Raw genomic sequence first — 18,085 nt, forward strand, 5'->3', positions numbered from 1 at the left:
ATGAATGTTGTTTTAGTATTTATTCAAAAAGCAATTGCACAAGGAATTGGAATTTTATTTGGAGCTACTGGTGAAATTATAACTGAAAAATCAGGAAATTTAAATTTAGGTATACCAGGAATTATGTATATGGGTGGAATTTCAGGTCTTATGGGAGCATTCTTTTATGAAAATAGTAGCGCAAATCCAAATGCATTTATTGGATTTTTAATTTCATTAGTATGTGCTTTGATTTTTTCAGCTTTAGGTAGTCTTATTTATAGTTTCCTTACAATTACTCTTAGAGCCAATCAAAATGTAGTTGGACTTGCACTAACTACCTTTGGAATAGGATTTGGTAACTTCTTTGGAGGTTCAATAAGTAAATTAGCAGGTGGTGTTGGACAAATTTCAGTTGCAGTAACTGCTAGTGCATATAGAGCTAAAATACCAGTTTTGTGTGATATACCTGTAATTGGAGATTTATTATTTTCTTATGGATTTTTAACTTATTTTGCAATTGTACTTTCCATTTGTATAGGAATATTTTTAAAGAAAAGTAGAATAGGATTAAACTTACAAGCAGTTGGAGAAGATCCATCAACAGCGGATTCAGTTGGAATTAATGTAAGTAAGTATAAATATGTATCTACTATACTTGGTGGGGCTATTAGTGGTTTAGGCGGATTATACTTTGTAATGGAGTATTTAGGTGGAACATGGACTAATAATGGGTTTGGAAATAGGGGATGGCTAGCTATTGCATTAGTAATTTTCTCATTATGGAAACCTATAAATGCTATTTTGGGTTCAATTTTATTTGGAGGATTATATGTAGTATATGCATATATTCCAGGTCTTAGCAGAGGTGGACAAGAACTAATTAAGATGCTTCCATATTTGGTTACAATAATTGTTTTAATTATTACTAGTGCAAGGAATAAAAAAGAAAATCAGCCACCTGCATCTCTTGGAAAATCTTATTTTAGAGAAGAACGATAAATATGAAAGAGTTATGTATTTGTTTTAAGTAATGAATGTTGAATTGAATAAAAAAGAAGATTTTAATTTAATGAGAAATCAGAAAGGAAAGTAAAAGTTGTAGTATTAATAAGTGGTACTACAACTTTTAAAGTTTCAAATTGTTATTAGTTAAAATATTTCTTCTAAAGTGTATAAAATATGATATTAATAAGAAAAATGTAAAAGGGGGAACATATAAGATTTAGGAGCAAAATTTATGAGTGATAAAACAAAAGAAAAGGTTAAATGTACAATACCAATTAAAGTTAATTCCTATGAAGAGTTATTCAATCCCTTAGATTATAGAAATCTTGCAGAGAGAGATATTAATGGGGAAGTGCATTCATGGATTGAAGAATATATTTCAAGAGTACCACAGAAATTAAGTTCTATTAATGTTGAACTATTAATAAATATGCCAGAAGATGCTATGGATAAGGATAAAGAAGAAAAATCAAAATTAGGAATAATAAATTATTATAATTCATTTTTTATATTACAAAAGAAGTTCAGCCTTATGGGAATAAAAAGAATATGTTATTATATATTTTCTGCATTAATTCTTTTAACTTGTTGGTTTTATATAAAAACATATTATGGAGAATCCTTACTAACATCATTATTAGATTCAGGTGGAACAGTATTATTGTGGGAAGTAATGAGTTTAATATTTATAGAAAGTAAAAATTTTAAGATTAAAGTAAATATTAATAAGAAGTTAAGTAAGATGAATATAGTATTTAAATACATATAATAAGCTACTCTTAGGAGGGAGAAAAGTGTTCCTTTTTCCTAAAGAGTAGCTTGTTTTTTATAAATCTTCACCGTTAGATTCAATAACTTTCTTATACCAATAGAAAGAATCTTTTGGCATTCTTGATAAGTCACCACTTCCATCATCATGTTTGTTTACATAAATTAGACCATATCTTTTTCTAACTTCACCAGTTGATGCACTAACAACATCTGTACAACCCCAACTAGTATAAGCAATTAATTCAACACCATCATAGATAGCTTCTTTCATTTGTTCTATATGTTTTTTCATATAATCAATACGATAATCATCATGAATTTTTCCATCAGGGCTTACTTCATCAATTGCACCAATACCATTTTCAACTATCATTATAGGAAGTTGATATCTATCATAAATTTGATTTAATACATATCTAAGACCTGTAGCATCAATTTGCCAGCCCCAGTCAGATGCCTTTAAATATGGATTTTTAATATTCTCAGATCCATTACTTGAAGTCTTTTCACCATCAGATGTTGCACTTACACAAATACTTGAATAGTAACTTATACTTACAAAGTCAACTGTACCTTCTTGTAGGATTTTATTATCATTATCATCTACTTTAAGATTAATATTATTTTCTTCAAAGAATCTCTTAGCAAATCCAGGATACTTACCTCTAACATGAACATCACCAGCAATACTATTGTGAAGTTGGCCATATTGTTGAGCAAATAAAATATCTTCAGGGTGACAAGTATAAGGATATCCATTATGATATGCAAGCATACAACCAATTTGATTATTAGAATCTATTTCATGTGCTAGTTTAACTGCTAAAGCACTAGCAACTAATTGATGATGCATAGCTTGATATCTATTTTCTTCATTATTTTCATTTTCATCTAAAATTCCAGCACAGAAGACACCACCAAAAGGTACTGTTAGCATGTTTATTTCATTAAAAGTAAGCCAATACTTAACTTTCCCTTTATAACGAGTAAATAAAACTTTAGCAAAATTAATATAGAAATCAATTAATTTTCTATTTTTCCATCCACCATATTCTAAAGAAAGGTGTAATGGGTTTTCATAGTGAGATATTGTAACCAAAGGTTCTATATTGTATTTAAGTAGCTCATTGATTACATTATCATAGAATTTTAATCCTTCTTCGTTTGGCAATTCTTCATCTCCATTAGGGAAGATTCTTGACCAAGAAATTGAAAATCTATAAATTTTAAATCCCATTTCAGCAAATAATCTTATATCTTCTTTCCAATGATGATAAAAATCTGTAGCTTCATGGTTAGGATAAAACTCATCTTCAAGTGGTACGGGAGGAGTTAGTCTACGTTTTTTATTAACACTTCCACCAGTAAGTACATCTGCAATAGAAGGGCCTCTACCACCTTCATTCCATCCACCTTCGTATTGGTTAGCTGCAGTTGCACCTCCCCATAAAAAATCTTTAGGCATCTTTTTAGTCATATATAATTCATCCTTTCTTGGCAATTAAACAATAGTTAAGATGTTATCTAGTATTTTAACTTCTTCTTTTTCAGATAACATTGGAACAGCTTTAATATAATTATCAATATTAGTTACTACAATAGGCGTTATTAAATTATAACCTTCCTTATTTAAAGAATTTATATCAAATTCAAGTAATAAATCTCCTAAATTAACTTCTGTCCCATTAGATACATGAGATTTGAAATACTTACCGTTTAATTTCATGGTATCTAAACCTATGTGTATTAAAAGCTCTACTCCAGTATTAGTTTTAAATAAAATTCCATGTTTGCTTTCCATTATAGAAATAACTGTACCATCTGCTGGTGCGTATACTTTTCCATCAGTAGGGATTATTGCTACACCATCACCAACAAGTTTGTCAGAAAAAGTTCTATCAGGAACATTTGATAATTTCTCTAATGTTCCTGCAATAGGAGAGTATATCTCAATTCTTTCTACAAGTGGTTTTTCTTCAATTTTATCTTCATCAATATTTAATTTTTTTTTTCTTCTAGATTAATATCCTTAAATCCAAATAAAATTGTTAATATAAATGAAGCAACAAAAGAAACAATGATCATTATAACACCTGCAAGTAAATTACCCATTCCAGCTTCACCTATAAATGCAGGGATAGCCATAATACTGTTTTGAGCAATATATAAAGAAACTTGTAATATTCCTCCAACAATACCTCCAATACCAGCAGCAATAGAAGCAGCAATAACAGGACGTTTTAATTTTAATGTAACACCATAAAGTGCTGGTTCAGTTATACCCATTAAAGCAGAAATACCTGATGCACTAGCTAATTGTTTCATATCTTTGTCCTTAGATTTTACAGCAACAGCAAGAGATGCTCCAGATTGAGCAATGTTTGAACAAACTTGAGAAACAAATATTAACTTATCAGCTCCACCAGTAGCTATTGCATTTAATCCAATTGGAGTTAAAGCATGATGCATACCAGTCATAACAATAAATGGGAAAGTGGCACCTAAAATACCAACAATAACAAAACCTAATTTTGTAGATAAGAAGTTAATTGCAACAGCTAACCAATCACCAATTAATCCTCCTAAAGGTCCAACAACTATTAAAGCAATTGGAGCACTAATAAGCATTATAAGTGTAGGGTTTAATATTAATTTAAATATACGTGGTGTAATTTTATCAACTAATTTTTCAATATATGACATAATCCAAACCATTAAAATAACAGGAATTACTGAGTAAGCATATGAAAACTTAGTAATTGGAAGTCCAAATAGTGATATTGGATCTTGTGATGCTATCATTGCAGTAAAATTTGGATGTAAAAATACTCCGGCAATAATTAATGCAAGTGCTTGATTAACATGAAATACCTTTGCAGCATTAGCAGCAATTAGGAATGGCATAAAGTAAAAGGCAACATCTCCAATAAAGTTAATTACTTGATAACTACTACTTGTAGTTTCAACTAAATTAAAAGTTGTTAGTAAAGTTAATACAACTTTTATCATACCTGCAGCAGTTAATGCTGGTATCATAGGAGTCATACATCCTGTAATTGAATCTACAACCTTTGAAACAATTCCTTTTGAATTAGTTTCAATATCAGATGAATTATCATCAGATGGGACACCTAAAGCAAGTAATTCTTTATACATTTCATTAACATCATTACCAACAATAATTTGAAGTTGGTCATTGTGCCAGTTAATTCCTGATACTTCTGAAAGACTATTTATTGAATCTTTATCAATTTTACTTTTATCATTTAAGTAAAAGCGTAGTCTTGTCATACAGTGAAATACTTTTTTGATGTTTTCCTTTCCTCCTAGTGCTTCTGTTAATTTCTTAGAATCATTTTTATAATCTTTTTTCATTCTAAGTATCCTCCTTAAAAATATAATTTATATTTAAGGTTTTGCCTGAACGCTACGAATATTAAGTTCGTATTTCAGTAACAAGCCAAAGATAACAGTAATAAATTTTATAATGTTGATTTCTCAGTAATTGATTGAATATGCATTGTAAGATAAAGCATTTCTTCTTCAGTAAGTTTATAATTATATTTATCATCCATCATTAAATAAATTAATTTAACACATCCATAAGCTTCTTTATATTGATTTCTAATGATTTCAAATAACTTAGTATCTTCTTTATAATTAAGTTCTTTATGAAGAAATCTTTGTGCAAAATATTTTAAATGTGTAATAAACCTTTGATAATATAAGCTTTCTTCATCAAAAACAATTGAATCATAATATCTTTTAACTATCTCCATTATTTCGTTTACAATATGAGATATTTTAAACCCATCATTTTTACCTTCAGAATCTTGTGCATTAACAAAATGTAGTGCAATAAATCCAGCTTCATCTAAAGGTAAATTTACGTTGAATTTTGCATTTAGCTTTTCAAGCATATCTAAGCCGATTTTATATTCTAGTTTATATAATTGCTTAATATCTAAAAGTAATAAATTGTTTATAGATATTCCTTCGTTAAATCGTTTAATTGTTCCGGTTAAATGGTCGCTTAATGATATGTAAATGCTATTATTTAATTTAATATCATAGGAATTTTTAATATCATCAACATATTCTTGAACAAAATCCAAGTAATCTTCAGGAATTGATGTTAAATAAGATTGTAATTCTTTACTGTTTTTAGAGTTTTCAGGTGTAAATATTTTTTCAATAACAGATTCGTCTAAAAGATCCCATCTTTTTTTGTTAAAGCCAATTCCACGGCCTTTTACTATTATTTCATTTCCTTGCACGTCGCTAGCAAGGACTAAATTATTATTTAATATTTTTCTTATTTTCATAAAAACATCCCCCATCGATATAAAAAAAGACCAATAGTATAGCAAAAAAACTGCTAACTATTGGTCTTGCCTGACGATATATAATATTTCAGTAACAAACCAATTTAATCATATCTAATATGACTTACGCTTGACATAATTGAATATTAACATATATTTTACAACTTGTCTACTACATTTTTGTAAAATTTATCAAAAAATGAATACGTTTAATGGCTTTGTATGTGTAGTGGAGCTGATTTAGGAAGCTAAGATATATTTTAGTAAAATCAAAATTGTGGAGTAACTTAGTATAAAAAATATAACGAAGATGAAATTAAATATTAAATTATGAAAATACCGTACTATTCAAAAGAGAATATACGGTATTTTTTAGTGCGCAATTCATTAAAATCACCAATACTTTGAAATTATTACGAAGTAATAAAATTTGATCTTTAAAAATTAAATAATATAGTATAGAAAATATGGTGTAATTATAAAAAATATGATAGTATATACCCTAGAAAATGAAACTTTTGAATTTTATTGAGTTAGGAGATGATATTATGAATTTGCTAATTACTGATGTCGATTTAGATATTAATTTCATTGAATCTGAAAACTCTAGATATATTGATATATCAAAACTAAAGATAGCTAATTGTCTAGGTTGCTTCAATTGTTGGACAAGAACTCCAGGTAAATGTATCATACGAGATGATGCAGTTAGGGTTTATCCATTAATTGCGAAAAGTAAAAATTTAATTTATGTAACAAAAATTAAATTTGGGACCTATGATACACCTCTAAAAACTTTACTTGAACGTTCTTTACCAATTCAACAAGCATTTATAAGGCTTTATCATGGAGAAGCTCATCATGTTCAACGTGATGTAGAATTAAAAAATGCAACAATTATTGTATATGGAAATATTTCAGAAGAAGAAAAAAATTTATTCAAAAAACTTGTTGATAGAAATTCGCATAATATGCTATTTGAAAATTATAAAATATTATTTGTTCAAGAAGAGGATTTAAATAATATTGTTAGAAAAGAGGTTTTATTATGGGGAAATTAATTATTATAAATGGAAGTCCTAGAGCTAGCAAATCTAACTCTAAAAAGTATGCAGAAGTATTTAAAGAGCATTATAAAGGGGAAATTTTAGAATATAATATTGTATCAAAAAAACACGAAGACTTATTTGAAAAAATAAATGAGTATTCTGATATTCTTTTTATATTTCCATTATATGTTGATAGTATTCCTGCAGTGTTTACAGCTTTTTTAAAAAGCTTGGAAGAATATAAGATTGATATTAAGCCTACAATACATGTATTAATTAATTGTGGATTTATTGAATCAGAACAAAATTTTATAGCGGTGGAAATAATAAAATTTTTTGCAAGACAAAATGGCTATCCTTTTGGATCTACTTTATGTATTGGTGGAGGAGAAGCTATAATGGGAACACCATTTGCTTTTTTAGCAAAAAGAAAAATTAAAAAGTTTGCTAACTCTATTAATAATGGTAAAAAAAGTTTTTATACTGTAACTATGCCATTAACTAAGAAACTTTTTATAAAAGCTTCTACAAATTATTGGATTAAATACGGTGAAAGAAACGGAATAACTAGAGAAGAAATGGAAACTATGAAAATTGAATAAATTATATAGAAAATATTATTAATTTTGTATTAAAATACCGTATTATTCAAAAAGAATATACGGTATTTTTTAGTGTTCAATTCAAAAATAGGAGGAGAATATGGATTTAAAAAATCAAATAGAAAATATAATTTGGCATATAGAAAACAATAGAGAGGTTTCTGGAGATACTATAGTGCTAAATGATGTGCTGAAAGCGTTAAAAAATATAGAAAAACGCTTAAAGTAGATTGGAAATTATTGCGAACTAAATGATCTTTGAAAATTGAATAATACGGTATTTAAATATTAAATGTAGTAAATAATATTTATGAGGTGAATATTATGAGAAAGAAAGTAATCTATATAGCAACATTAATAATAACAGTTCTAATTTTTGCTACAAACAATGTATATGCAAATACTCCTATTACGCCTATTAATAATGCTTACAAGGAAGGAATTTATAAATTAGATAAAAATGATAAAGGAGAATATAATTTGCAATACCAATTTATTAATAAAGATAGTGATTCTGCAATTATTGTATTGGATCAAAATGCTGATATAGTTTATAAAAATATAAACTGTAATAGAAAATGTAACGCTGGTACAATAACAAACAAGAATACTATTATATTAATAACCGATGGAGAAGTAGAGTTAGATTTTACTAAAATAAATTAGAGAGTAAATAGTAAAAAAATACCGTATTATTCAACTGAATATACGGTATTTTTTAGTGAGTAATTCAAAATTATTGTAAGTAGTTTTAATATGGTGAGAATTAAGGGGTATTTGGAATTAATATGTAAAGTATGATTTTTCTAGTGTATAATTGTATTATATGACAAATTTAAAAAGGATAGGAGAGGGAAATTATTCAAAAATGTATTAAATGCAAAAGAAACTTTTCATATGTGGAATTACTATTTTCTATATGGCCATTTTCTGGTTATAAAAAAATAGAATGTAAAAATTGTAATTTTGCATTGAAAATTAACAATGTATCTAGATTAATAATAGCAGTATTAATACCGTTACCTCTATTAGTTCAAACATATTTATTCAAATTAGGAATTAATATTCTAGTATTTTATTTACTATATTTATCATTCATTATTGTATTAAGTCCATTAATAGTAAGATATAAATTAATAGAATAATGGATAATCTTAATTAGTTATTCAGTAGATTAAATCAATAATCTTAATACGATGTAAAGGGAGAATAAAATGTGGGTTAGTTTTGCTATTATATGATTTATTATTTTATGTATAATTTTATATTATATCATCAGAATAGCTATAGAACATATATATTTATCTGTAATATTAAATGAATAGGGGGCTAATATGAATAAAATAAGATTTCTGCTAATAGTGTTAAGTGTATTTTTATTATATGGTTGTAATGATAATAATGTAGAACAAGATGAAAGTGAGGTTGGAAGTAATATTATTGTTCAAGAAGAAAATCTCGACGGAAAATTTACAGTTAGCGAAGTAGTTGAATACTTATGTTCAGAAAAAGTTAAAGATAGGGAATATAATAAAGAAGGGAATCAAAAAGCAACTGAATATATTGATGAATTGTATAAACAATTAAATTTAGAATTTGTTTTTGGTAAATCATATTTAGACAATTTTTCCTATGATGGTAGAAATATTAGCAATGTTATTGGCAAAATTAGTGGAAACGATAGCAGCACTGCTATTATTTTGACAGCTCACTTTGATGCTTGGTTTAATGGAGCTGTTGATAATGCATCAGGTGTTGCTACAGTTCTTGAAATAGCTAAATTATTAGAGGATACATCAAAAAAAGAGTCTCTTAATTATGATGTTATTTTTCTAATGACTAATGGAGAAATGGCTCTTTTTGCAGGCAGTAGAGATTTTGTAACAAAGCTTGAACAATTACAATATCAAAATATTTTTAACATAAATATTGACTGTGTTGGAATGAAAGATTCATATAATTCTAATCCTTTAGGTTTAAAAACTTTAAGTAGAATTAGTGAGTCGCAAATATTATATTCAGGTATTAAGGAGATTTTTAATAATAATAATATAGATTTTGTTGATGATTATCCTACAGAAAAGGCTAAAATTGCTTTTGAGCAAAATATGGGAGTAAGCGATTATTTTGCATTTGAGGAAAATGATTATCCGAATATTCATATATGTCAACAGGGTATTTCGGAATTTATTTTAAATGAAAAAGATACTCCAGAATTGCTAGATTATAAAAAGATAGAGAAGCTCGCTTATGTATTATCTATCTATATTAAAGGTATAATATTGTAAGGTATTAATTGAAGATATTTTTGGGGGGGATAGTTATGTGGGAAGAATTAGGGATTAGCGGTGGAACTGCTATTATCACTTTAATTGTAATATACTTTGTTATTAAATGGTCAGTTAAAAATGGAATTAAGGAAGCGTATAAAGATATTACAGGAAAGAAATTACCAGAAGATGAAGCATGGGTATTTTCTTTGAGAAATCATAAACACAAAGATTCAAATATTTAAAAATAACTACAAAGGTATATAAAATAAATTAAATATACTGTGAATAATATTAAAATATTAAGAAGATGAAATTAAATATTAAATTAATGAAAATACCGTATTATTAAAAAGTGAATATCCGGTATTTTTTATTCATAATTCAAAAATAAAGTACACTATTTTTAAATATTGTGAATGGTAAATTACAATCATAAAAGTGAATACATGGTATTTGTAATTAATATGTAAATTATACTTTATTTAGTGTATAATTGTTTTATTAGATGCTAAATATATGTGAGGAGAAAAATTATGAGCAATAAAAAAAATTGGATAAAAGCAGGTATATTACATTTTTCGTATGTTCTGTTGTTTAGTAAAGGTATAGGAGTATGACTTTATGAGAAAATATTATAGTTTTTGGATTTCTTATTGCAATATTTTTTAATTAATAATAAGGGGGGAATATTAATGGAGGGTATAGTTTGGATTATAGCATTAATTGGAGGGGTATATGTATTTGGCATGTCTACCTCGCCTAGTGGAGAAATAGAAAAAATTTCAGATGAAAAAAATATATATGGTATAAGTGAGGATTTAATTAATATCCTAAAACAGAAAAAAAATATTTACTTAATAAAGATTTTAATAGTATCAATAATAATATTTATTATTATAAGTAATTTTTTATACACTCAAGATAAATCTATAACATATCTTTTATCAGTTATTGTGGCAAGTATTTTAATTAAGGAATATGAAAGAAGATAATAGTTACAGATTGAGTAAAAGTTCTATATAAGATATGTACATTAAGAAAGCAAAGAATAGTTTACTATGAAGTGCTTAAAAATATAAAATATTACGACTTAAAAGGGTGTCCTAATGAACTGACCTATTGTGATGTAGACAGGGGTAGCTCATTAGGGTATCCTTTATTTTGTATTAATTTCCATATTATTTTAAAAATAAAACAAAAAACATTTATATAAAAATGAATTTATGAAAATAAATTTCAAAGTAAAAATGAAATTTATTTTCTTTTTTTTACTAAAAATCAATATAAAACCTTATTTAAATAATAAAATTAAGAAAAAAGAAAATAATTTATGAAAATTACTTGCAAAGTAAATGATTACATGATATTATAATATCAACAAGTGAAAATTATTTTCTTTAAATCTTGATGGGAGGAGTTTATATGCTAAATAAGGTAAAAGGTAAACTTATAGTTTCATGTCAAGCCTTAGATGACGAGCCATTACATAGTTCATTTATAATGGGAAGAATGGCAAAGGCAGCAAAAGAAGGTGGAGCAGTTGCTATAAGAGCACAAGGGGTAGAAGATATTATAGAAATAAAAAAAGTAACGGGATTACCTATCATAGGAATAATTAAGAAGTGTTATGAAGACTCACCAATATATATAACACCTACAAAAGAAGAGGTGGACAAGCTTTTAAATACTAAATGTGAAATGATAGCTTTAGATGCTACAGAAAGAAAAAGACCAAATGGAGAATCGTTAAAAGACTTAGTAGATTATATAAAAAGTAATGGAGTATTAGTTATGGCAGATATATCTACTTATGAAGAAGCAGTTAAAGCAGAAGAATTAGGTGTTGATTGTGTATCTACAACATTATCTGGATATACAAAGTATTCAACACAGGGAGATGGACCAGATTTAGAGCTTATTAAAAGGTTATCTAAAGATTTAAAAATACCTGTAATTGGAGAAGGAAAAATAAATACTCCGGAAGAATTAAGACAAGCATTTGAATGTGGAGCATATTCATGTGTAGTTGGAGGAGCAATTACAAGACCACAATTAATAACAAAGAAATTTGTTAAATCAATAAGTTAAATCATTTACTAAACTTTAATAAAAAATCATACTGGTAGACAAGCTATTAAGCTAAATACCAGATGTTTAGTAAATTAGAAATAAATAATTTTTTAAAATTTCAAGTAAACATTTACAAAATGGAGGGTTAAAAAATGAAGGGAATTTATTCAGCATTATTAGTATCTTTTGATAAGGAAGGAAACATTAACGAAAAGGGTCTTAGACAAATTATAAGACATAACATCGACAAAAATAAAGTTGATGGTTTATATGTTGGTGGAAGCACAGGAGAAAACTTTATGCTTTCAACAGAAGAAAAGAAAGAAATATTTAGAATTGCTAAAGATGAAGCAAAGGATGCAGTAAAGTTAATTGCGCAAGTAGGATCAATTAATGTTAAGGAATCAGTAGAACTTGCAAAATATGCAACAGAACTTGGATATGATTCATTATCAGCTGTAACACCTTTTTATTATAAATTTGATTTTGAAGAAATTAAGGATTATTACAATACAATAATAAATTCAGTTGACAACACTATGATAATTTACTCAATTCCATTCTTAACAGGAGTAAATATGAGTTTAGATCAATTTGCAGAGTTATTTGAAAATGAAAAAATAATTGGTGTTAAATTCACAGCAGCAGACTTCTATTTATTAGAAAGAATGAGAAAAAGATTCCCAGACAAATTAATTTATGCAGGATTTGATGAAATGATGTTACCAGCAACAGTTCTAGGAGTAGATGGAGCTATTGGTTCAACATTTAATGTAAATGGTAAGAGAGCTAGAGAAATATTTGAATTAGCTAAAGAAGGTAGAATTGCTGAAGCATTAGAAGTTCAACATGTTACTAATGACTTAATTACTGATATATTAGCAAACGGTTTATATGGAACTTTAAAATTATTACTAGAAGAAGAAGGTGTGGAAGCTGGATATTGCAGAAAGCCAATGAAGGAAGCTACACCAGAAATGGTTAAGCAAGCTAAAGTTATCTACAATAAATACTTCTAAAATTTAAAGGTATAAAGGAGAGATTAAAGTGAAGGGTTTTACATGGATTGATATGGTTGTGCTCGTAGTATATCTAGGAGCAGTTTTATTAGCAGGGTTAGCATTCTCAAAGAAAGAAATGAAGGGTAAGGAATTCTTTAAGGGGGATGGAACTATACCTTGGTGGGTTACATCTGTTTCTATATTTGCTACATTATTAAGTCCAATATCGTTCTTATCATTAGCAGGTAACTCTTATGGAGGAAGTTGGATATTATGGTTTGCACAATTAGGTATGATTATTGCAATTCCATTAACTATAAGATTCTTCTTACCTTTATATAGCAGATTAAAAATAGATACAGCATATGAATACTTAGAAATAAGATATAAAAATAAAGGCCTTAGAATTTTAGGTGCTTTAATGTTTATAATATATCAAATTGGACGTATGTCTATCATTATGTATTTACCATCTATGGTATTAGCTCAACTTACAGGAATTAATGTAAACATATTAATAATAGTTATGGGTGTTATTGCTATAATTTACTCATATACAGGTGGATTAAAATCAGTATTATGGACTGACTTTATTCAAGGTATGGTATTAATAGTTGGAGTTACATTTGCATTAGGATTCTTATTATTTAGTATCGATGGTGGAATAGGATCTGTATTTAGCGAATTAGCTGGAGGAAAGTTCTTAGCACCAACAGATGTAGTTTTTGATATAAACATATTAAAGAACAGTGCATTTATAATTTTAGTAGGTGCAGGGTTCAATACATTCTCATCATATATTTCAAGCCAAGACATAGTACAAAGATTTACAACTACAACAGATATTAAACAATTAAAGAAGATGACTTATGGAAATGGAGTATTATCAATATTCTTAGCAACAGTATTTTATTTAATAGGAACAGCATTATTTGTTTTCTATAATCAAAATCCAGCATTAGCACAAACAGCTCAACAAGACCAAATTTTTGCATCATATATAGCATACCAATTACCAGTTGGTATAACAGGAATATTATTAGCAGCTATATATGCAGCATCACAATCAACATTATCAACTGGATTAAATTCAGTTGCAACAAGCTGGACATTAGATATTCAATCTAAAATATCTTCTAAAGAATTAAGTTTTGAAAAGCAAACCAAAATAGCTCAATATATATCATTAGGTGTTGGTATTGTATCAATTGCAGTATCAATGGTACTTGCAAATGGTGAAATTAAATCAGCTTATGAATGGTTTAATAGCTTTATGGGATTAGTTCTTGGAGTATTAGCAGGAATCTTCGTTTTAGGAGCTTTCACAAAGAAGGCAACAAGCTTAGGTGCTTATGTAGCTTTTGCAGTATCAGCAGCACTTGTTGTATTCTTAAAGTACAATGTTCCAAGTGTAACTTCATGGGCATATGCAATTATTTCTATATCAACATCAGTAGTTGTTGGATATATAACAAGTTCTATAGAACTTGCTGTAACTGGCAAAAAGGTAAATACTTTAGATGCTGCAACAGTTTTCTGTGATAGAGAAACTGATGAATCTTTAAGAGGAGAACTAGAAGGAGTATAAGTATGATTTTTGGAAATATAAAAGATAAAGAAAGATATAATTTTATAGATGAAAGAATTTTAGAATGCTTTAAATATGCTATTGAAAATAACTTGAATGAATTTAGTACAGGAACTCATGAAATTAATGGTGATGATGTATTCGTTAACGTAGTATCTTATAAAACTACAAATAAAGCAGATAGATTTTGGGAAGCTCATAGAAAATACATTGATGTTCATTTAATGTTAGATGGAACAGAAAAAATTGCTCTTAATCATATTGATAATTTAGAGCAAAAGGAATATGAAGAAGAAGGAGATTTCTTACCTCTAAATGGAGAGGAATCTGCTGTAGTAACATTAGAAAAAGGTGATTTTTTAATATGTTACCCAGAAGATGCTCATATGACAGCTATAAAGGTTGATGAAAGTAAAGATATTAAAAAAGCAATATTTAAAGTAAAGATAATTTAAAAACTGTTAAGGGAGTATTTTTGTACTCCCTTTTAAGTAATTTTATAGATATAAGATAAATTGATAATGGCTTTTATAAAATATTGGTAGGTTTTAATTTAAAAAGTGGCAAAGGTGATATTATGAAAAAATATATTTGTATAGATATTGGTGGAACAGCAATAAAACATTCTGTTATAAAAGAAAATGGAGAAATTATTACAATGTCTCAAATTGATACAGAAGCTAGTAAAGGTGGATTGTCAATTTTAGAAAAAGCAAAAAACATAATAAGAAATTATATAACTGAACATAAAGTTGAGGGGATATGTGTATCAACAGCTGGAATGGTTGATCCTAAAGAAGGGAAAATAGTATATGCTTCTAGTTTAATACCAAATTATACAGGAGTTGAAATTAAAAAAGAGTTAGAAAAGGAATTTGATATACCCTGTGAAGTAGAAAATGATGTGAATTGTGCAGGGCTTGGAGAATACTGGCTTGGAGGCGCTAAAGATTCACATTCATGTGTATGCTTAACTATTGGTACAGGAATAGGTGGATGTGTTATAATTAATGGCAAAGTAATCCATGGCTTTAGCAATAGTGCCGGAGAAGTGGGATATATGCTAATTAATGGATGTGCATTTCAAGACATAGCTGCAACTAGCAAATTAGTTGAGAAAGTTGCAATAAGAAAGAATCTTAGTAAAGATAGCATCAACGGAAAGATAATTTTTGATTTAGCTAAAAAAGGTGATGTTGATTGTATTGAAGAAATAGATAATTTAGTTGATAATTTAGCATTAGGTATTTCATATATTGTGTATGTTATTAATCCAGAAGTAGTTGTGCTTGGCGGAGGAATAATGGCACAAAAAGATTATTTAAAAGAAAGAATTAATAAGGCTTTAAAAGAAAAACTTATTGAAAGAGTATATAAAAATGTTAAAATTGAATTTGCAGAAAATCAAAATAATGCAGGAATGTTAGGAGCTTTATATAATTTTAAAAGCAGATAATTATATAATTGTAAGATAATATAAAACAAAATATTAAGTAAAAGTAGTAGTGGCAGGAGAGAAGAAATGGGCATATTAAATCAGTTGGATACTCCAAATTTTAAGACAAGTAAGTCGGATAAGCAGATAATTGAATATATAAGAAATAATGCAGAAAAAGTTATTTACATGAGTATATCAGAAGCTGCAAAAGAAACTAATACAGGTGAAGCAACAGTAACTAGATTTGCTAAAAAAATGGGGTTTTCAGGGTTTCAGGATTTTAAGGTAACCTTAGCTCAAGAAATATCATTAAAAAATAGCAATAGTATTATTAATAATGAAATAAGTAATAATGAAGATGTATTAGAAACAGCTAATAAGCTTTTAAGAAACAATATTAATGTATTAGAAAGAACTGTTAATAAATTAAATACTAATGATATATATGAGTGTGCTGATTTAATAAAAAATTGCAAGAAGGCATATTTTATGGGAGTTGGATATTCAGGAATAGTTGCACAAGACTCTAATTATAAATTTATGAGAATAGGCATAAATAGCATGTATTATCAAGATACACATACTATGATAATGATGTCTGCACTTGCAAATGAAGGTGAAGTTGTATTAGCAATTTCTCATTCTGGAGAAACTGAAGAAATTATTAAGTCTGTAAAAATTGCAAAGGAAAATGGTGCGAAAATAATTGCAATAACTGAAAATGAAAATTCAACACTTGCAAGAGTTTCTGATATAAATTTAAATTATGTTTCTTCTGAAACTTTGCTTGAAAGTGGAGCAGTATCATCAAAAATAGCACAAATATTTATTGTGGATTTGATATATACACAAGTTGTAAAAGAAATGCAAATTGATGCTGTAAGTAGAAAAATTAAAACTACTGAAGCAATTTATAAGTAATTATAAGTTAAACAAGTAACAGTAAGGTATATTGATAAAGTTAATTAATTTAATAAGAATAATAGTTTGTTTAAGATAGAAAATTTAATAAGAGGATAATAAAAAATACCGTATATTGCATTTGTAATATACGGTATTTTTTATTGAGGGATTCAAACATTAAAATTAAAAGTAGAAGGTTAAATGAGATTAATTTTTAGTAATATACTAATATAATAGCTAAATTTCAATAATTGTTACATTAATATTAGAAAATTTAACAGGACAATTTGATTTGTTTATTAAACTTATAGTAGTACATGTTGAAGTTCTTATTATCGCTAAACCAATTATTTTTATTACTTCATTATTTGAAAATATTGTGGCAGAGTCCATTCCTGGATAAGGGTATCCATCTACTAATAGCTCTACATCAACTTTACTTTCATTAGAAATATCAAAATTAGTAGCATTTAAAGTACAGTTGAACATAAATGATTTCTTTGCAGATAAGTTGATAATTGGAGAGTTATTCATGTGCCTAATATTATAGCCTCTTTTTTGGATGTTTTTTGATAAAGAAATTAGTTGATTTTTTTGTTTAATTTCTATATTGGCTGTATTAATATATAAATAACTTTTTTCACATTGTGGAATATAGCATATTCTACAACAACCATCTGCGCCTGCAGGACCAGTAGGACCAGTTGGGCCTATAGAACCGGGAATTCCGGGAGTACCAGTACATCCAGTAGGACCGGTACAACCAAAGCAGCCTGGGAGACCAGTAGGTCCAGTAGGTCCAGTATTACCGGGAGTACCAGTAAAACCAGTACATCCAGTAGGACCAGTGGCACCAATAATACCAGTAGGACCAGTTGGACCAGTGGGACCAGTAGGACCGATAGCACCAAGAATACCAGTTGGACCAGTGGGACCAGTAGGACCGATAGCACCAAGAATACCAGGAGGACCAGTAGGTCCAGTTGGACCCGTATCACCGGGAGTACCAGTAAAACCAGTACATCCAGTTGGACCAGTGGCACCAAGAATACCAGTAGGACCAGTTGGACCAGTGGGA

The 18,085-nt window shown here is 27.8% G+C and carries 20 protein-coding genes and 1 pseudogene; 16 read left to right on the top strand and 5 right to left on the bottom strand.

Features of this window, described 5'->3' with window-relative positions:
• Both TY07_RS03800 and TY07_RS03805 read left to right on the top strand, forming a co-directional pair.
• Window positions 1–981 carry an ABC transporter permease gene (locus tag TY07_RS03800; protein WP_042395548.1) on the top strand — a complete coding sequence of 327 codons (981 nt, stop codon included), beginning with the start codon at window positions 1–3 and terminating at the stop codon, window positions 979–981.
• Window positions 982–1,219: 238 nt separating this feature from the next.
• Window positions 1,220–1,756, top strand: coding sequence for a hypothetical protein (locus TY07_RS03805; RefSeq protein ID WP_042395549.1), 537 nt, complete (start codon window positions 1,220–1,222; stop codon window positions 1,754–1,756).
• 57 nt (window positions 1,757–1,813) lie between these two features.
• Here the strand turns inward: TY07_RS03805 and TY07_RS03810 are convergent, their stop codons facing one another.
• The 4 genes from TY07_RS03810 to licT all read right to left on the bottom strand — a co-directional run bounded on the left by TY07_RS03810 (window position 1,814) and on the right by licT (window position 6,083).
• Window positions 1,814–3,235: a glycoside hydrolase family 1 protein gene (locus TY07_RS03810; protein ID WP_042395551.1), complete on the bottom strand. Its 1,422-nt coding sequence runs from the start codon at window positions 3,233–3,235 to the stop codon at window positions 1,814–1,816.
• A gap of 24 nt (window positions 3,236–3,259) precedes the next feature.
• Complete coding sequence (locus TY07_RS18295) at window positions 3,260–3,754, bottom strand: PTS sugar transporter subunit IIA (protein WP_172684747.1); 495 nt, start codon at window positions 3,752–3,754, stop codon at window positions 3,260–3,262.
• A gap of 2 nt (window positions 3,755–3,756) precedes the next feature.
• The gene (locus TY07_RS03825) at window positions 3,757–5,133 is read right to left on the bottom strand and encodes a PTS transporter subunit EIIC (protein WP_042395559.1); all 1,377 of its coding nucleotides are present in this window, start codon (window positions 5,131–5,133) and stop codon (window positions 3,757–3,759) included.
• Window positions 5,134–5,240: 107 nt separating this feature from the next.
• Entirely contained in the window at window positions 5,241–6,083 is an 843-nt protein-coding gene (licT, locus tag TY07_RS03830) for a BglG family transcription antiterminator LicT (protein ID WP_042395561.1), read from the bottom strand.
• Between the two features lie 548 nt (window positions 6,084–6,631).
• Here licT and TY07_RS03835 point away from each other — a divergent pair.
• The 14 genes from TY07_RS03835 to TY07_RS03895 all read left to right on the top strand — a co-directional run bounded on the left by TY07_RS03835 (window position 6,632) and on the right by TY07_RS03895 (window position 17,025).
• Entirely contained in the window at window positions 6,632–7,144 is a 513-nt protein-coding gene (locus tag TY07_RS03835) for a flavodoxin family protein (RefSeq protein WP_042395564.1), read from the top strand.
• The gene (locus TY07_RS03840) at window positions 7,132–7,734 is read left to right on the top strand and encodes an NADPH-dependent FMN reductase family protein (RefSeq protein WP_042395568.1); all 603 of its coding nucleotides are present in this window, start codon (window positions 7,132–7,134) and stop codon (window positions 7,732–7,734) included. The genes TY07_RS03835 and TY07_RS03840 overlap by 13 nt, the downstream gene beginning before the upstream one ends.
• A 100-nt stretch (window positions 7,735–7,834) precedes the next feature.
• Window positions 7,835–7,963 (top strand): hypothetical protein, encoded by a 129-nt coding sequence (locus TY07_RS18700; RefSeq protein ID WP_260457847.1) that lies wholly within the window; start codon window positions 7,835–7,837, stop codon window positions 7,961–7,963.
• A gap of 95 nt (window positions 7,964–8,058) precedes the next feature.
• A complete protein-coding gene (locus TY07_RS03845; RefSeq protein ID WP_042395569.1) occupies window positions 8,059–8,400 on the top strand; it encodes a hypothetical protein in 342 nt (113 codons plus the stop codon).
• Window positions 8,401–8,606: 206 nt separating this feature from the next.
• On the top strand, window positions 8,607–8,879 hold the full coding sequence (locus tag TY07_RS03850; protein WP_278244465.1) for a TIGR04104 family putative zinc finger protein: 273 nt from the start codon (window positions 8,607–8,609) through the stop codon (window positions 8,877–8,879).
• 189 nt (window positions 8,880–9,068) lie between these two features.
• Entirely contained in the window at window positions 9,069–10,022 is a 954-nt protein-coding gene (locus tag TY07_RS03855; RefSeq protein ID WP_042395573.1) for a M28 family metallopeptidase, read from the top strand.
• A 35-nt stretch (window positions 10,023–10,057) separates the two neighbouring features.
• Window positions 10,058–10,249 (top strand): DUF6019 family protein, encoded by a 192-nt coding sequence (locus tag TY07_RS03860; protein WP_042395576.1) that lies wholly within the window; start codon window positions 10,058–10,060, stop codon window positions 10,247–10,249.
• A 450-nt stretch (window positions 10,250–10,699) separates the two neighbouring features.
• Complete coding sequence (locus tag TY07_RS03865; protein ID WP_042395579.1) at window positions 10,700–10,999, top strand: hypothetical protein; 300 nt, start codon at window positions 10,700–10,702, stop codon at window positions 10,997–10,999.
• 430 nt (window positions 11,000–11,429) lie between these two features.
• A complete protein-coding gene (locus TY07_RS03870; RefSeq protein ID WP_042395582.1) occupies window positions 11,430–12,095 on the top strand; it encodes an N-acetylmannosamine-6-phosphate 2-epimerase in 666 nt (221 codons plus the stop codon).
• Between the two features lie 134 nt (window positions 12,096–12,229).
• Window positions 12,230–13,096, top strand: a complete 867-nt coding sequence (locus tag TY07_RS03875) for an N-acetylneuraminate lyase (RefSeq protein ID WP_042395585.1) — start codon at window positions 12,230–12,232, stop codon at window positions 13,094–13,096.
• A 28-nt stretch (window positions 13,097–13,124) separates the two neighbouring features.
• Window positions 13,125–14,666, top strand: coding sequence for a sodium:solute symporter family protein (locus TY07_RS03880; protein WP_042395588.1), 1,542 nt, complete (start codon window positions 13,125–13,127; stop codon window positions 14,664–14,666).
• Window positions 14,667–14,668: 2 nt separating this feature from the next.
• Window positions 14,669–15,121 (top strand): NanQ anomerase/TabA/YiaL family protein, encoded by a 453-nt coding sequence (locus TY07_RS03885; RefSeq protein WP_042395593.1) that lies wholly within the window; start codon window positions 14,669–14,671, stop codon window positions 15,119–15,121.
• A gap of 122 nt (window positions 15,122–15,243) precedes the next feature.
• Window positions 15,244–16,122, top strand: coding sequence for an ROK family protein (locus TY07_RS03890; protein ID WP_042395596.1), 879 nt, complete (start codon window positions 15,244–15,246; stop codon window positions 16,120–16,122).
• A 66-nt stretch (window positions 16,123–16,188) separates the two neighbouring features.
• Window positions 16,189–17,025: a MurR/RpiR family transcriptional regulator gene (locus tag TY07_RS03895; RefSeq protein WP_042395599.1), complete on the top strand. Its 837-nt coding sequence runs from the start codon at window positions 16,189–16,191 to the stop codon at window positions 17,023–17,025.
• Between the two features lie 219 nt (window positions 17,026–17,244).
• Here the strand turns inward: TY07_RS03895 and TY07_RS18705 are convergent.
• A pseudogene (locus TY07_RS18705) lies at window positions 17,245–18,085 on the bottom strand (collagen-like protein); the annotation flags it as partial.

The sequence above is a fragment of the Clostridium saudiense genome (assembly GCF_000577815.1).
Taxonomy (GTDB): Bacteria; Bacillota; Clostridia; order Clostridiales; family Clostridiaceae; genus Clostridium; species Clostridium saudiense.